Origin of the sequence: Frigidibacter sp. MR17.24 (assembly GCF_037095655.1) — a bacterium.
Taxonomy (GTDB): domain Bacteria; phylum Pseudomonadota; class Alphaproteobacteria; order Rhodobacterales; family Rhodobacteraceae; genus Frigidibacter.
In genome coordinates this window covers 926,949-942,718 of record NZ_JBAWKE010000002.1, presented here as the reverse complement: position 1 = coordinate 942,718, position 15,770 = coordinate 926,949, and the positions used below count along the sequence as shown (strand labels likewise).

Sequence of the window (15,770 nt, the reverse complement as noted above, 5' to 3'; positions counted from 1 at the left end):
CGTCCCCCCTGTTCCGCCGCCGCCCCGGGATCGAGGCCGCGGTTGTGAAAGCATGTCGCCCCCCTTATGCTGGCGGCGCGCGGGATCGGCAAGGTTTTCAGCAAGAAGAGATCGCCCGCGCGGCCGCCCGGCACTAGACTGCCGGGCCTCGGGCAGGACACCGCGCCGCCAAGACCGGCGCCCACAGGGGATTGCGGGCATGTTCTACACGCCGCGCCGAACAGGGACCGTCGCGACCGCGCTGTCGATCGGCGAGCTCATCTTCCATTCGACCGTGCGCGCGATCCGCAAGGGGCATGGCAATGCCGTCTACGGGCTGCTGATGAACGTGCTGCAGACCGCGGCGCTGCTGCTGGTGTTCTACGTGCTGATGCAGATGATGCGGATGCGCGGCTCGGCGATCCGCGGCGACTATTTCCTGTACATGATGTCGGGCATCGCCACCTTCATGGCGCATACCAAGGCGATGGGCGCCGTCGCCTCGTCGGGCTCGTCGACCTCGCAGATGCAGATGCACGGGCCGATGACGACGGCGGTGGCGATCATCTCGGCCGCGCTCGCCTCGCTGTACCTGCAGGTGCTGACGATGGCGGTGCTGCTGTACGGCTACCACGTCATGTTCGCGCCGGAGCCGCTGGAATTCGAATACCCGGTCGCGGCGATGGCGATGATCCTGCTCGGGTGGTTCTACGGCATCGGGCTGGGGCTGATCCTGCTGGCGATCCGGCCCTGGTCGCCGCAGGCCACCTCGATCCTGCAGGCGCTCTATTCGCGCGCCAGCATGATCGCGTCGGGCAAGATGTTCGTCGGCAACACGCTCAGCTGGTCGATGCTGCCGTTCTTCGAGTGGAACCCGCTCTTCCACATCATCGACCAGCTGCGCGGCTTCATCTTCGTCAACTACAGCCCGTTCCACACCAACTGGGAATACCCGCTGATGATCACCCCGATCGTGATCCTGATCGGGCTGATGGGCGAATTCTACACCCGCCGCCGTGCCTCGATGAGCTGGAGCGCCCGATGACCGACACGCCCCCCGTCCTGAAGATCTCGCGCCCGATGCCGGCGACCGCCGCCCGCGTCTTCGCCGCCTGGACCACGGCCGAGGATCTGCGCGGCTGGTTCGCGCCCTTCCCCTTCACCGCGCCCGAGGCGGTGGTCGAACCGAAGGTCGGCGGCCGGTTCGAGGTCTGCATGGCCGGCCCCGACGGCAGCCGGATGTGGACCCGCGGGACGATCACCGCGCTCGAACCCGACGCGGCGATCAGCCTCGACCTCGGCGCGCACGGGCCCGACGGCACCCGCCTGTTCGGTGCCGCGACCGAGGCGCGAATCACCGCCCAGCCGATGGGCTGCCTGCTGTCGGTGACCCAAAGCTACACGCCCGGGCCCGCCTGCCCGCCCGGCGTCTTCGCCGGCGCCGAGATGGGCTGGACCGCGGCGCTGATGCAGCTGGCGACGCTGGTGATGCGCGGCTAGTCGACCACCCGCAGCGTCAGGTTGATGCGCCCGCCCCGCGGCAGCAGCGGCGACGATCCGAAGTCGATCCGGTCGACGCCGTGATGCACGAGGCGCGCCGCGTCGCCCATCACCAGCAGGTCGCCCGAGGTCAGCCACAGGCTTTGCGTCGGCCCGCCGCGCTCGGTGGTGCCGATGCGGAACAGCGCCCGGTCGCCCAGGCTGATCGACACCACGGGCCAGCGGAAGTCCGCCTCGTCGCGGTCCTGGTGCAGGCCCATCCGCGCCCCCTCGCCATAGAAGTTCAGCAGGCAGCAGTCCGGCTCGCGCGCGAGCCCCGTCGCCGCGTGCCACAGCGCCAGCACGCGCGCCGGGATCGGCGGCCATTCGCCGCCCGCGGGATGGCGCGCCTCGTAGCGATAGCCGCGCCGGTCCGAGACCCAGCCGAAGCGCCCGGCCGAGGTCATCCGCACGCTCATCTTCCGCCCGAACCGGGTCTCGGGCGAGAAGAGCGGCGCCGCCGCGATCACGCCGCGCAGGTCCTCGACCAGCGCCGCCTGCCCCGCCCGGTCAAACGCGGCCTCATAGAGCCGGAAGCCGCGGATCGCCTGCGGCGCCGGCAGCGCGGGAAGTTCGTCCGATTTCTGCATGTGCTGCCCCCCAGAGGGCCGCTTGCGGCGCTTGCAGCCCCAAAACGCCCTCCCTATATACGTCCGGACACCGGAACCGGGTTCCCCGGCCACCGGATCGCGCAACCACCCTGGGATAGGAAAGCAGGGGCCGCGCATCGGGCCTGCGTTCCAAGATATCGCCTAAGAGAGGAAGACATATGGCCAAAGTCATCGGCATCGACCTCGGGACCACGAACTCCTGCGTCGCCATCATGGATGGGTCGCAGCCGCGCGTCATCGAGAACTCCGAAGGGGCCCGGACCACGCCGTCCATCGTCGGTTTCACCGACAGCGAGCGCCTTGTCGGCCAGGCCGCCAAGCGCCAGGCCGTGACCAACCCGACCAACACGATCTTCGCCGTCAAGCGCCTGATCGGCCGCCGCGTCGGCGACGCGGAAGTCGAGAAGGACAAGAACCTCGTCCCGTACAACATCGTGGACGGCGGCAACGGCGACGCCTGGGTCGAAACCCGGGGCGAGAAGTTCTCGCCCGCGCAGGTCTCGGCGATGATCCTTCAGAAGATGAAGGAAACCGCCGAGTCGTATCTCGGCGAGACGGTCACCCAAGCCGTGATCACCGTGCCGGCCTATTTCAACGACGCCCAGCGCCAGGCCACCAAGGACGCCGGCAAGATCGCCGGCCTCGAGGTGCTGCGCATCATCAACGAGCCGACCGCGGCCGCGCTGGCCTATGGTCTGGACAAGAAGGACAGCAAGACGATCGCGGTCTATGACCTCGGCGGCGGCACCTTCGACATCACGATCCTGGAAATCGACGACGGTCTGTTCGAGGTCAAGTCGACGAACGGCGACACCTTCCTGGGTGGCGAAGACTTCGACATGCGCATCGTGAACTACCTCGCCGAGGAGTTCAAAAAAGAGCATGGCGTCGACCTGACCAAGGACAAGATGGCCCTTCAGCGCCTGAAGGAAGCCGCCGAGAAAGCGAAGATCGAGCTTTCGTCCAGCCAGCAGACCGAGATCAACCAGCCGTTCATCTCGATGGACATGAAGTCCGGCACGCCGCTGCACATGGTCATGAAGCTGACCCGCTCGAAGCTCGAGCAGCTGGTGGCCGACCTGATCAAGAAGTCGCTCAAGCCCTGCGCCGACGCGCTCAAGGACGCCGGCGTCTCGAAGGGCGAGATCGACGAGGTCGTCCTCGTCGGCGGCATGACCCGCATGCCCAAGGTCGTGGAAGCCGTGACCGAGTTCTTCGGCAAGGAACCCCACAAGGGCGTGAACCCGGACGAGGTCGTGGCGCTTGGCGCGGCGATCCAGGCCGGCGTGCTGCAGGGTGACGTGAAGGACGTCGTGCTGCTCGACGTGACCCCGCTGTCGCTGGGCATCGAGACGCTGGGCGGCGTGTTCACCCGCCTGATCGACCGCAACACCACGATCCCGACCAAGAAGTCGCAGATCTTCTCCACGGCCGAGGACAACCAGAACGCCGTGACGATCCGCGTCTTCCAGGGCGAGCGCGAAATGGCCAGCGACAACAAACTGCTGGGCCAGTTCAACCTTGAAGACATCCCGCCGGCGCCGCGCGGCATGCCGCAGATCGAGGTGACCTTCGACATCGACGCCAACGGCATCGTCTCGGTCTCGGCCAAGGACAAGGGCACCGGCAAGTCGCAGAACATCACGATCCAGGCGTCCGGGGGCCTCTCCGACGACGAGATCGACAAGATGGTCCGCGACGCCGAGGCGAATGCCGAGGCCGACAAGAAGCGCCGCGAGGTCGTCGAGGCGAAGAACCAGGGCGAGAACCTGCTGCACTCGACCCGCAAGTCGCTGGAAGAGCATGGCGACAAGGTCGACGGCTCGACCGTCGAGGCGATCGAGTTCGCGATGAACCCGCTGGAAGAGGCGCTCAAGGGCGACGACGCCGGCAAGATCAAGGGCGCGATGCAGAACCTCACCGAGGCGGCGATGAAGCTCGGCGAGGCGATCTACAAGGCCCAGCAGACCGAGGGCGGCAAGTCCTCCTCGGACGACGAGGAAGATGGGCCCCGGTCGGCGGACGACGACATCGTCGATGCCGATTTCGAGGATCTGGGCGAGGACAAGCGCCGCTGACGCGGCGCGGGTGACGACGCGTGGCCGGCCTGCCGAAAGGCGGGCCGGCCCTTGCTTTGCAGGGACCGGCGGGTTAGGCGCGCTGTGACAGGCGTGACGGACCCTCCGGGGCAGGCAGATCGCTGCGGCACCGGCATCTGGGGATTTCGATGGCAAAACGGGATTACTACGAAATTCTGGGGGTCTCGAAGGGCGCCTCGGCCGATGAGATCAAGAAGGGCTATCGCCAGAAGGCGAAAGAGCTTCACCCCGACCGCAACCAGGACAACCCCGAGGCCGAGGCCCAGTTCAAGGAAGTGAACGAGGCCTATGACGTCCTGAAGGACGACACCAAGAAGGCGGCCTACGACCGCTACGGCCACGCGGCCTTCGAGGGCGGCATGGGCGGCGGTGGCGGGCGCGGCGGCTTCGGCGGCGGCGGCCAGGGCGATTTCGCCTCGGCCTTCTCGGACGTGTTCGAGGACCTGTTCGGCGATTTCATGGGCGGTCGCGGCCCGGGTGGCGGCGGCGGCGGCGGACGCTCGCGCGCCCAGCGCGGCTCGGACCTGCGCTACAACCTGCGCGTCACGCTCGAGGAGGCCTTCACCGGCGTCCAGAAGCAGATCAACGTGCCCAGCTCGGTCACCTGCGGCGCCTGCACCGGCACCGGGGCCGAGGGCGGCGCCGAGCCCGCCGTCTGCCCGACCTGCTCGGGCATGGGCAAGGTGCGCGCGCAGCAGGGCTTCTTCACGGTCGAGCGCACCTGCCCGACCTGCGGCGGCCTCGGTCAGACGATCAAGAACCCCTGCAAGGTCTGCCACGGCGCCGGGCGGGTCGAGAAGGATCGCGCGCTTTCGGTCAACATCCCCGCCGGGGTCGAGACCGGCACCCGCATCCGCCTCGCCGGCGAGGGCGAGGCCGGCCTGCGCGGCGGCCCCTCGGGCGATCTCTACATCTTCCTCGAGGTGCGCGACCACGCGCTGTTCCAGCGCGAGGGCACGAATCTCTACTGCCGGGTCCCGGTGGGCATGGTCGATGCGGCGCTCGGCGGCGAGGTCGAGGTGCCGACGATCGACGGCGGCCGCTCGCGGGTGAAGATCCCCGCCGGCAGCCAGACCGGGCGGCAGATGCGGCTGCGCGGCAAGGGCATGCCCGCGCTGCGCGGGGGCGGCACCGGCGACATGATGATCGAACTCGCGGTCGAGACGCCGGTGAACCTCACCTCGCGCCAGAAGGACCTGCTGCGCGAGTTCGACCGCCTGAGCGAGGACAACAACCCCGAAAGCTCGACCTTCTTCTCGAAGGTCAAGAACTTCTGGGACGGGATGAAGAACTGACCGGAGGGGCGCGCGACCCGCGCCCTTTCGCCTTGGCCGAAATATCCCGGGGGGCGGCCCGGCACGGGCCGCGGGGGCAGCGCCCCCTCCCGGACCGCCGCTGCCCGCGCCGGAGCCACCCGCACCCCAGCCTTAACGCTTCCTTCACCATGCCGCGCGAGGCTGGCGGCATGATGCCCCATCGCAGCCCCGGCCTTTCCGACGCGCAGACCGCCTTCGACCTCGCCGGGGACGAGGCCGAGCCCGCGGGGGCGGCGCTCGCGGGGGCACGGCTGCCCAGCTACATCCGCGACCACCGCGCCCGCCTGCGCCAGCGCTTCACCGACGGCGGCGCCGCGGCGATGCCGGATTACGAACTGCTTGAACTGCTGCTGTTCCGCGCGATCCCGCGCCAGGACGTCAAGCCGCTCGCCCGCCGCCTGATCGACCGCTTCGGCGACCTGGCCGGCGTGCTCGCCGCCCCCGCCCCCGCCCTGACCGCGGTCGAGGGCGCGGGCCCCGCGGTGGCGCAGGACCTTGCGCTGGTCGCGGCGGCGGCGCAGCGGATGACGCGGGCGCGGGTGCTGAACCGGCAGGTGATCTCGTCTTGGGACGCGCTTCTCGACTATTGCCACATGACCATGGCCCACCGCGAGACCGAGCAGTTCCGGATCCTGTTCCTTGACCGGCGCAACACGCTGATCGCCGACGAGGAACAGGCGCGCGGCACGGTCGACCACGTGCCGGTCTACCCGCGCGAGGTCGTCAGGCGCGCGCTCGAACTGAACGCCTCGGCGCTGATCCTCGTGCACAACCACCCCTCGGGCGATCCGACGCCGTCGCAGGCCGACATCGCGATGACCGACCAGATCCGCGCCGCCGCCGAAGCGCTGGGAATCGCGATCCACGATCACCTGATCATCGGCCGCTCGCGCGAGACGAGTTTTCGGTCCGAGGGCCTGCTGTAGCGCCGTGCGCGCCCCGTAAGCGCGGGCCCGCCCGGTCTCAGCCGTTCTCGGCCTCGGCCAGTCGCGGCCCCTCGAGCCGGGCGATCGGCAGCAGCACCCAGCCGGCAGGCTCGCCGCAGTCGGGCAGCGTCACCCGCATCACCGCACGCTCGAGATCGCCGTCGGGCCCGGCACCGAGCCGGGTCGTGACCACGTCGCGCCCGCAGGTCCGGCCCTTGCCACTCGACACTTCCAGCTCGATCGCGGCATCGATCCCGCCCTTTGGCACGAGGTAGATCGCCGTCAGCGGCGTGCCCGCCTTGCCGGGATCGCCAAGGAGGAACAGCCGCCCCACCGCGCCCGCCCCGTTCACTCCGCGTGCCGCGCGCAAATGGCCCGGCTCGCCGAAGGCGGCGCCGTTCTCGAACACGTTCACCGCCACCGGGTCGCCGGCGGTCCAGGCCAGCCCCAGCACCGAACGCATGTCGAACCCCGGCACCGGGGTCTCGATCAGCTGGGGCGATTCCTCGCCCGGCAGCGTCACGTTCACCAGCGCCTCGGCGGCAAGCGCCGGGAACACGACGCGAAGCGTGCCGTCGGCCGCCACGGGGCGGCTGAAGCGGACACCGGCATGCGCGATGTGCACCACCTCGCCCGCGTCGCAGGGCAGCGTCGCCGACAGCTCCAGCAGCGGACCGTCGGCCTTCAGCGCCAGCCGGGTGCGGCAATCCGGCGCCGCCGCAACGGCCGCCACCGGTGCGGGCACGGGCACGGGCACGGGTACGGGCCCCTGCGGCCCCGCCGCCCCGGTTCCAGCCGCCAGGCTGTCCAAGGTCGCCTCTGCCGGCACCGCCGCATCCGCCTGCCCGACGACATCGGCCGCCGGCACGTCGCCGGGGCCCGGCGCCGGGGCCCAGCCTCGCGCCAGCATCTGGCCGCCGCTCAGCAGCGCCAGCGCCGCCACCACCGACACCGCGGCGATCCGCATTCGTCCTGCCTGAAGCTGCATCGGTCCCTCCGCGCGCTGGATCTTCGGGCATCATCGTTAATACCCGAATCCGGCAAACGCTGGGCGCCAAGGTGGCGCTGGCGCCGCGATCGGGCGCCGAAATGCGTCGCGGCGGGACCTTCCCGTCTGGAAGACCCCGCCGCGATGGTCATGTCAGCTGCGGCCAGACCGGCCGGGCGCGACGGTCCGGCTCAGGCCAGCCGGCCGTGGCAGTGCTTGAACTTCTCGCCCGACCCGCAGGGGCAGGGATCGTTACGTGAGGGATTGCCCCAGGTCGCCTGATCCTCGGGGTCGAAGCCCGCGACCGCGGCCGGCGCCGGGGCGGGCTCGGGCGCGGCCAGCGCCTCGGCGCGCGGCGCGGGGGCCAGCGCGGCCTCTGCCGGCTCCGCTCCGGCCAGCGCGGGCTCGGGCTGCGGCTCCGCCTGCGTTTCCGGCGCCGGGGCGGCGGGGGCCTGCGGACCGCGCGCGGCCTGCTGCTGGGCAAGGAACTGGCGCATCATCTGCTCCTGCTCCTCTTGCGTCAGCGGCCGCACGGCCGACAGCTTCTGCGTGACCTCGCTGCGCAGCCCGTCAAGCAGCGCCTCGAACAGCGCGAAGCCCTCGGTCTTGTATTCCGACAGCGGGTCGCGCTGGGCATAGCCGCGGAAGCCCACGACCGAGCGCAGATGCTCGAGCGTCACCAGATGCTCGCGCCACTTGCCGTCGATGGTCTGCAGCAGCACCTGCTTTTCGATGTTGCGCATGGTCTCGGGGCCGAAGGCCGCGGCCTTCTCGTCCATGAAGGCGTCGCTGCGCGCCTCGATGCGCTCGCGCAGCACCTCCTGGTCGACGCCGTCCTCGGCCGCCCAGTCGGCGACCGGCAGGTCGAGCATCAGGATCCCGCGGCAGGCCTCGGCGAGGCCGGCGGTGTTCCACTGGTCGGCATAGGTCTTCGGCGGCGCGTAATCGTCGACAAGGTCGTCGATCACCTGGTGGCGCATGTCGGCCGCGATCTCCGACAGATCGCCCGTCTCCATGATCTCGCGCCGCTGGGCGAAGATCGCCTTGCGCTGGTCGTTCATCACGTCGTCGAACTTCAGCAGCTGCTTGCGGATGTCGAAGTTGCGCGCCTCGACCTTGGCCTGCGCGCGCTCCAGCGACTTGTTCACCCAAGGGTGCACGATCGCCTCGCCTTCCTTCATCCCCAGCGTCGAAAGCACCTTTTCCAGCCGTTCCGAGCCGAAGATCCGCATCAGGTCGTCTTCGAGGCTCAGGAAGAACGACGACCGGCCCGGGTCGCCCTGCCGGCCCGAGCGGCCGCGCAGCTGGTTGTCGATCCGCCGGCTTTCGTGCCGCTCGGTCGCCAGCACGTACAGGCCGCCGGCCTCCAGCACCTTCTGCTTGTCGGCGGCATGCTCGGCCTCGATCCGGGCGCGCAGCTCGTCGGGATGCGCCTCGGGCGTCTCGGCCAGCGCCTGCATCACCTTCATCTCGACGTTGCCGCCCAGCTGGATGTCGGTGCCGCGGCCGGCCATGTTGGTGGCGATGGTCACCGCGCCAAGCTTGCCGGCCTCGGCGACGATATGGGCCTCCTGCTCGTGCTGGCGGGCGTTCAGCACGTTGTGGGGCACCTTCGCGGCCGTCAGCAGCTGCGACAGCATCTCGGACTTCTCGATCGAGGTGGTGCCCACCAGGATCGGCTGGCCCTTGGCATGGGCCTCGTGGATCGCCTTGACGATCGCCTCGTACTTCTCGCGCGCGGTGCGGTAGACGGCGTCGTGCTCGTCGACGCGCTGCACCGGGCGGTTGGTCGGCACCTCGACGACGCCGAGCTTGTAGATCTCCATGAACTCCTCGGCCTCGGTGGCCGCGGTGCCGGTCATGCCGGCCAGCTTGTCGTAGAGACGGAAGTAGTTCTGGAACGTCACGCTCGCCAGCGTCACGTTCTCGGGCTGGACGGTGACGCCTTCCTTGGCCTCGATCGCCTGGTGCAGGCCGTCGGACAGGCGGCGGCCCTTCATCATCCGGCCGGTGAACTCGTCGATCAGCATCACCTCGCCGTCGCGCACGATGTAGTGCTGGTCCTTCAGGAACAGCTTGTGCGCGCGCAGGGCCTGGGTGACGTGGTGCACGATCGTGGTCGATTCGGGATCGTACAGCGTCTGCCCGGCCGGCAGCACGCCCGCGCCCTGCAGCCGCTTCTCGAGGTATTCGTTGCCTTCCTCGGTGAAGGTCGCCTGGCGCTGCTTCTCGTCGAGGGTGAAGTGCTCCTCGGTCAGCTCGGGGATGAACTGGTCGAGGGTCTTGTACAGCTCCGAGCGGTCCTGCGACGGGCCCGAGATGATCAGCGGCGTCCGCGCCTCGTCGACCAGGATCGAATCGACCTCGTCGACGATCGCGAAGAAGTGCCCGCGCTGCGCCATCTCCTCGACCGAGTTCTTCATGTTGTCGCGAAGATAGTCGAACCCAAGCTCGTTGTTGGTCGCATAGGTGATGTCGGCGCGATAGGCCGCGCGCTTGTCCGGGTCGGGCTGGAACGGCACCACGACGCCGGTCGTCATGCCCAGCTGGGCATAGACCTTGCTCATCCACTCCGCGTCGCGCTTGGCGAGGTAGTCGTTGACGGTGACGACGTGCACGCCCTTGCCCGCCAGCGCGTTGAGGTAGACCGGGAAGGTCGCCATCAGCGTCTTGCCCTCGCCGGTCTTCATCTCGGCGATGTTGCCCTGGTGCAGGAAGATCCCCGCCATCAGCTGCACGTCGAAGGCCCGCAGGCCCAGCGCGCGGCGCGCGCCCTCGCGGCAGTTCGCGAAGGCCTCGGGCAGCAGCGCGTCAAGGCTCTCCCCGTTGGCGTAGCGCTCCTTGAATTCCGCGGTCTTCTGTTTCAGCCCCTCGTCCGACAGCGCCTGGAACTCGGGTTCCAGCGCGTTGATCTTCGCGACGAGCGGGCGCACGGAACTGACCTTGCGGTCGTTCGGCGTACCGAAGACCTTCCGTGCGAGACTTCCGATGCCCAGCATGCTTTCTCCGGCCTGGCATCCCGTCCCGGCCTCCCAGCCTGACGGGATCGTGTGACGGGCAGCCTTGCCGCCCTGTCTCGCCAAGCCTAGAACGGCGGCAATCGTCGGACGGACGGCCCCCGCGGGGACCCTTGGCGATGTAAGGTCCGCCCGCAATACTGTCAACGCTGCAAGCCTCATGCAGCCCTGCCGGAGTGCACTGATGACCCTGACCGCAACCTCTGTCCGCGCCCTGCTGGCCGGTCTCGCCCTGCTGCCCGCGATCCCCGCGATGGCCCAGGACACCGCGCCCGCCGCCCCCGCGACCGAGACGGCGACCGAGACCGCCCCGGCCCGCACCGACCTGACCGCCGAGACCGTCGTCGCCACCGTCGACGGCACCGACATCACCCTGGGCGACATGATCGCGCTGCGCTCGGCGCTGCCGCAGCAGTACCTCGCGCTGCCCGACGACCAGCTGTTCAAGGGCATCCTCGACCAGCTGGTGCAGCAGACCGCGCTGGCCAAGATCGGCGAGGGCGAGCTGACCGCCCGCGACCAGCTGCTGCTCAAGACCCAGCGCCTGGCCTATGTCGCCGGCATCGCGCTGGACAAGATCGCCACCGCCGCCGTGACCGACGAGGCCGTGCAGGCCGCCTATGACGCCAAGTACGCCAACGTCGAGCCCTCGACCGAATACAACGCCTCGCACATCCTCGTGACCACCGAGGACGAGGCCAAGGCCGTGAAGGCCGAGATCGACGGCGGCAAGGACTTCGCCGAGGTGGCGAAAGAGAAGTCGACCGGCCCGTCGGGTCCCGATGGCGGCGACCTCGGCTGGTTCGGCGCGGGCATGATGGTCGAGCCGTTCGAGAAGGCCGTGATGGCGATGAAGCCGGGCGACGTGTCCGAGCCGGTGCAGACCCAGTTCGGCTGGCACATCATCAAGCTCAACGACACCCGCGAAGCCTCGGCGCCGGCGCTCGACGACGTGCGCGACCAGCTGGCCGCCGAGATCCAGGAAAAGGCCGTGACCGACGAGATCGCGCGCGTTTCCGCTGCCGCGACGGTCGAGCGCAACACGGACGGTATTGACCCTTCGGTCGTGAAAGACGACACGATTCTCCCGGAATGACGTGACCGGCCGCTGCCGGTCCGCCCGAGAGACGGAAAGGACCGGCAGATGGCGAAGAAGGCGAAGGTCGAAGCCAAGAAGCTCAAGGCCAAGGTCGCGAAGCTGAAGACCAAGCTCGCGGCGGCCAAGGAAGCCTCGACCCCCACCATCGAGACCCCGAAGGTGAAGAAGCCCCTCGCGGTCTCGCCCCTCGCCCCCGCGGGCTTCCCGGCACTGCCGGTGATCGGCGGGGTCGAGTTCGCCGCCGCCGCCGCCGGCGTGCGCTATGCCGGGCGCACCGACGTGATGCTGGCGCGCCTCGCCCCCGGCACCGCGATGGCCGGCACCTTCACCCGCTCGAAGACCCGCGCCGCCTGCGTGCATGACTGCCAGCGCAAGCTGACCGTCAAGGTGCCCGAGGGCGCCGGCGCCGCGATCGTGGTCAATTCGGGCAATGCCAACGCCTTCACCGGCTCGAACGGGCAAGAGGCGGTCGACCGGCTGACCGGCGGCGTGGCCGATGCGCTGGGCCTGCCCGCAAGCCGCGTGTTCTCCTCCTCGACCGGCGTGATCGGCGAGCCGCTGCCCTGGGAACGGATCACCGCGAAGATCGAGGACCTGAAGGGCCTTCTCGACCCCGAGGGGATCGAGGGCGCGGCACGCGCGATCATGACCACCGACACCTTCCCCAAGGGCGCCGCGGCCGAGATCGCGGGCGAGGGCGGCGCGATCAAGATCGCGGGCATCGCCAAGGGCTCGGGCATGATCGCGCCCGACATGGCGACGATGCTGGTCTACATCTTCACCGACGCCACGATCGAGACGAAGGCGCTGCAAAGGATCGTGTCGCGCCTGACCGACACCACCTTCAACGCGATCACCGTCGACAGCGACACCTCGACCTCGGACGCGCTGCTGATCGCCGCCACCGGCGCCTCGGCCGCGAAGCCGATCACCGACATGCGCTCGAAGGTCGCCAGGGATTTCGAGACGGCGCTGCGCGAGGTGATGACCTCGCTCGCCCACCAGGTCGTGCGCGACGGCGAGGGCGCGACCAAGTTCGTCGAGGTGCAGGTCACCGGTGCCGCGTCGGATGCCGATGCCAAGACCGTGGCGATGGCGATTGCGAACTCGCCGCTGGTGAAGACCGCGATCGCGGGCCAGGACGCGAACTGGGGCCGCGTGGTGATGGCCGTCGGCAAGTGCGGCGCCGAGGCCGACCGCGACCGGCTGGCGATCCGCTTCGGCGACATCACCGTGGCCGAGAACGGCTGGCGCGCGCCCGACTACTCGGAAGAGGCGGCCTCGGCCTACATGAAGCGCCAAGAGCTGGTGATCGGCGTCGACATGGGGCTGGGCAAGGGCGCCTTCACCGCCTGGACCTGCGACCTGACGCATGGCTACATCGACATCAACGCGGATTACCGCAGCTGATGACCCGGGTCGTCCTCGTTTCCGCCGTGGCCCTCGTCGATGTCGAGGGCCGCGTGCTTCTGGCGCAGCGCCCGCCCGGCAAGTCGCTGGCGGGGCTGTGGGAATTCCCGGGCGGCAAGATCGAGCCCGGCGAGCGCCCCGAAGAGGCGCTGATCCGCGAGCTGCACGAGGAGCTGGGCATCGACACCTGGGCCAGCTGCCTCGCGCCGCTGACCTTCGCCAGCCATGCCTATGACGACTTCCACCTGCTGATGCCGCTCTTCGCCTGCCGCAAGTGGAACGGCATCCCCACCCCGCGCGAGGGCCAGACCCTGGCCTGGGTGCGGGCGCGCGATCTTGCCGATTACCCGATGCCGCCCGCCGACATTCCGCTGATCCCGATCCTGCGCGACTGGCTCTGACGCCGGGCTGACTCAAGGGCGCTTGCAGATTCGGGGGGGCACGCGTATATGCAGCTCAACAGCGGCGCTGGACGGGTCCAAACCTTCAGCCCAACCGAAACGCATGCGGGCCGCTTCGGCCCGCTTTTTTGTTTTCAGGGATCGGATCCATGACCGACCTCATCGCCAAGACCGCGATCGACCGGCGTCTCGCCGAAATCGTCCAGCCCGTCATCGAGGGCCTGGGCTACGAACTCGTCCGCATCCGCCTGATGGGCGGTCAGACCAAGACCCTGCAGGTCATGGCCGACCGCCCCGAGGGCGGCATCGACGTCGACGACTGCGCCAAGATCTCGACCGCGGTGTCGGCGATCATGGATGTCGAGGACCCGATCGAGGACAACTACCACCTCGAGGTCTCGTCCCCCGGGATCGACCGGCCGCTCACCCGGCTCAAGGACTTCGACATGTGGGAGGGCTACGAGGCCCGCCTCGAGACGACCGAGCAGATCGACGGGCGCAAGCGCTTCAAGGGCATCATCCGCGGCTCGGAAGGCGACGAGGCGCTGATCGAGATCGAGGACCAGGGCGAAGCGGTCGTGATCGGCCTGAACTTCGAGCTGCTGGCCGATGCGAAACTGATCCTGACCGACGAGCTGATCGCCGAGATGCTGCGCCAGAAGAAGGCGTCGGGCGTCATCGACGAAGACCAGTTCGACGACATCGAAACCGAAGAAGACCCGGCAGAGGCCGGCAACCCGTCCCAGGAGGCGTGACAGATGGCCATCACTTCTGCCAACCAGCTTGAACTGCTGCAGACCGCCGAGGCGGTCGCGCGCGAGAAGATGATCGACCCCGAGCTGGTCATCGAAGCCATGGAGGACAGCCTCGCCCGCGCCGCCAAGTCGCGCTACGGGGCCGAGATGGACATCCGAGTCGCGATCGACCGCAAGACCGGCCGCGCCACCTTCACCCGCGTGCGCACCGTCGTCGAGGATGACGCGGTCGAGAACTATCAGGCCGAGCTGACCGTCAAGCAGGCCAAGCAGTACCTGGCCGACCCGCAGATCGGCGACGAGGTCATCGACGAGGTCCCGCCCGTCGACCTCGGCCGCATCGCCGCGCAATCGGCCAAGCAGGTCATCCTGCAGAAGGTCCGGGAAGCCGAGCGCGACCGCCAGTTCGAGGAATTCAAGGACCGCAAGGGCTCGATCATCAACGGCATGGTCAAGCGCGAGGAATACGGCAACATCATCGTCGACATCGGCCGTGGCGAGGCGATCCTGCGCCGCAACGAGAAGATCGGCCGCGAGAGCTATCGCCCGAACGACCGCATCCGCTGCTACATCAAGGACGTGCGCCGCGAACCCCGCGGGCCGCAGGTCTTCCTGTCGCGCACCGACCCGATGTTCATGGCCGAGCTGTTCAAGATGGAAGTGCCGGAGATCTACGACGGCATCATCGAGATCAAGGCCTGCGCCCGCGATCCCGGGTCGCGCGCCAAGATCGCCGTGATCTCCTATGACAACTCGATCGACCCGGTCGGCGCCTGCGTCGGCATGCGCGGCTCGCGCGTGCAGGCCGTGGTGAACGAGCTGCAGGGCGAGAAGATCGACATCATCCCGTGGAACGAGGATCAGGCCACCTTCCTCGTGAACGCGCTTCAGCCCGCGGAAGTCTCGAAGGTCGTCATCGACGAGGAAGCCGGCAAGATCGAGGTCGTCGTGCCCGACGAGCAGCTCTCGCTCGCCATCGGCCGCCGCGGCCAGAACGTGCGCCTCGCCTCGCAGCTGACCGCACTCGACATCGACATCCTGACCGAGGCGCAGGAAAGCGAACGCCGCCAGGCGGAATTCGCCAGCCGCACCGGCATGTTCATGGAAGCGCTCGACCTCGACGAGACCTTCGCCCAGCTGCTGGTCGCCGAGGGCTTCACCAACCTCGAGGAGGTCGCCTATGTCGACCTCGACGAGCTTCTGGTGATCGACGGCGTCGACGAGGGCACGGCCGAGGAACTTCAGGCCCGCGCCCGCGACTACATCGAGGCGCAGAACGCCAAGGCGCTCGAGGCCGCGAAAGCGCTCGGCGTCGAGGACGCGCTCATTGACTTCGAGGGCCTCACTCCCCAGATGGTGGAGGCGCTCGCGAAGGATGGCGTCAAGACGCTCGAAGATTTTGCGACCTGCGCCGACTGGGAACTGGCCGGCGGCTGGACCACGGTCAACGGCGAGCGCGTCAAGGACGAAGGCATCCTCGAGAAGTTCGACGTCAGCCTCGAGGAAGCGCAGCGTCTGGTGATGACCGCGCGGATCTCGCTGGGCTGGGTCGACCCCGCCGAGCTGGATGCCGAGGCCGAGGCGGATGACGAAGCCGCGGCCGACGAGGAAGACGCCTGAGGGATCTGAG

Annotated in this window: 13 protein-coding genes; 10 read left to right on the top strand and 3 right to left on the bottom strand. The window is 68.9% G+C overall.

Annotation, left to right across the window (positions count from 1 at the left end):
• Positions 1-199 precede the first annotated feature (199 nt).
• Positions 200-1,024, top strand: coding sequence for an ABC transporter permease (locus V8J39_RS11805; protein ID WP_336461077.1), 825 nt, complete (start codon positions 200-202; stop codon positions 1,022-1,024).
• On the top strand, positions 1,021-1,479 hold the full coding sequence (locus V8J39_RS11800) for an SRPBCC family protein (RefSeq protein ID WP_336461076.1): 459 nt from the start codon (positions 1,021-1,023) through the stop codon (positions 1,477-1,479). Before V8J39_RS11805 ends, V8J39_RS11800 begins: the two co-directional genes overlap by 4 nt.
• On the opposite strand, the gene V8J39_RS11795 is transcribed toward V8J39_RS11800, so the two are convergent.
• Complete coding sequence (locus tag V8J39_RS11795) at positions 1,476-2,108, bottom strand: alpha-ketoglutarate-dependent dioxygenase AlkB family protein (protein ID WP_336461075.1); 633 nt, start codon at positions 2,106-2,108, stop codon at positions 1,476-1,478. The two genes, V8J39_RS11800 and V8J39_RS11795, sit on opposite strands and share 4 nt — an antisense overlap.
• Positions 2,109-2,287: 179 nt before the next feature.
• Here V8J39_RS11795 and dnaK point away from each other — a divergent pair, with 179 nt between their 5' ends.
• The 3 genes from dnaK (at position 2,288) to radC (ending at position 6,470) form a co-directional block, all read left to right on the top strand.
• Positions 2,288-4,207: a molecular chaperone DnaK gene (dnaK, locus tag V8J39_RS11790; RefSeq protein ID WP_336461074.1), complete on the top strand. Its 1,920-nt coding sequence runs from the start codon at positions 2,288-2,290 to the stop codon at positions 4,205-4,207.
• Between the two features lie 149 nt (positions 4,208-4,356).
• Complete coding sequence (gene dnaJ / locus V8J39_RS11785) at positions 4,357-5,523, top strand: molecular chaperone DnaJ (protein WP_336461073.1); 1,167 nt, start codon at positions 4,357-4,359, stop codon at positions 5,521-5,523.
• Positions 5,524-5,693: 170 nt separating this feature from the next.
• Positions 5,694-6,470: a RadC family protein gene (gene radC, locus V8J39_RS11780; RefSeq protein ID WP_442902582.1), complete on the top strand. Its 777-nt coding sequence runs from the start codon at positions 5,694-5,696 to the stop codon at positions 6,468-6,470.
• Between the two features lie 37 nt (positions 6,471-6,507).
• On the opposite strand, the gene V8J39_RS11775 is transcribed toward radC, so the two are convergent.
• Entirely contained in the window at positions 6,508-7,458 is a 951-nt protein-coding gene (locus V8J39_RS11775) for a hypothetical protein (RefSeq protein WP_336461072.1), read from the bottom strand.
• A 191-nt stretch (positions 7,459-7,649) separates the two neighbouring features.
• Positions 7,650-10,457: a preprotein translocase subunit SecA gene (gene secA, locus V8J39_RS11770; RefSeq protein ID WP_336461071.1), complete on the bottom strand. Its 2,808-nt coding sequence runs from the start codon at positions 10,455-10,457 to the stop codon at positions 7,650-7,652.
• Positions 10,458-10,659: 202 nt separating this feature from the next.
• Here secA and V8J39_RS11765 point away from each other — a divergent pair, with 202 nt between their 5' ends.
• From V8J39_RS11765 to nusA, 5 genes are all read left to right on the top strand, one after another.
• Complete coding sequence (locus V8J39_RS11765) at positions 10,660-11,571, top strand: peptidylprolyl isomerase (protein ID WP_336461070.1); 912 nt, start codon at positions 10,660-10,662, stop codon at positions 11,569-11,571.
• 48 nt (positions 11,572-11,619) lie between these two features.
• Positions 11,620-12,984, top strand: a complete 1,365-nt coding sequence (gene argJ, locus V8J39_RS11760) for a bifunctional glutamate N-acetyltransferase/amino-acid acetyltransferase ArgJ (protein WP_336461069.1) — start codon at positions 11,620-11,622, stop codon at positions 12,982-12,984.
• The gene (locus V8J39_RS11755) at positions 12,984-13,385 is read left to right on the top strand and encodes a (deoxy)nucleoside triphosphate pyrophosphohydrolase (RefSeq protein WP_336461068.1); all 402 of its coding nucleotides are present in this window, start codon (positions 12,984-12,986) and stop codon (positions 13,383-13,385) included. Before argJ ends, V8J39_RS11755 begins: the two co-directional genes overlap by 1 nt.
• 149 nt (positions 13,386-13,534) lie before the next feature.
• Positions 13,535-14,140 carry a ribosome maturation factor RimP gene (rimP, locus tag V8J39_RS11750; RefSeq protein ID WP_336461067.1) on the top strand — a complete coding sequence of 202 codons (606 nt, stop codon included), beginning with the start codon at positions 13,535-13,537 and terminating at the stop codon, positions 14,138-14,140.
• A 3-nt stretch (positions 14,141-14,143) separates the two neighbouring features.
• Positions 14,144-15,760 (top strand): transcription termination factor NusA, encoded by a 1,617-nt coding sequence (gene nusA / locus V8J39_RS11745; protein WP_336461066.1) that lies wholly within the window; start codon positions 14,144-14,146, stop codon positions 15,758-15,760.
• Positions 15,761-15,770: the final 10 nt, after the last annotated feature.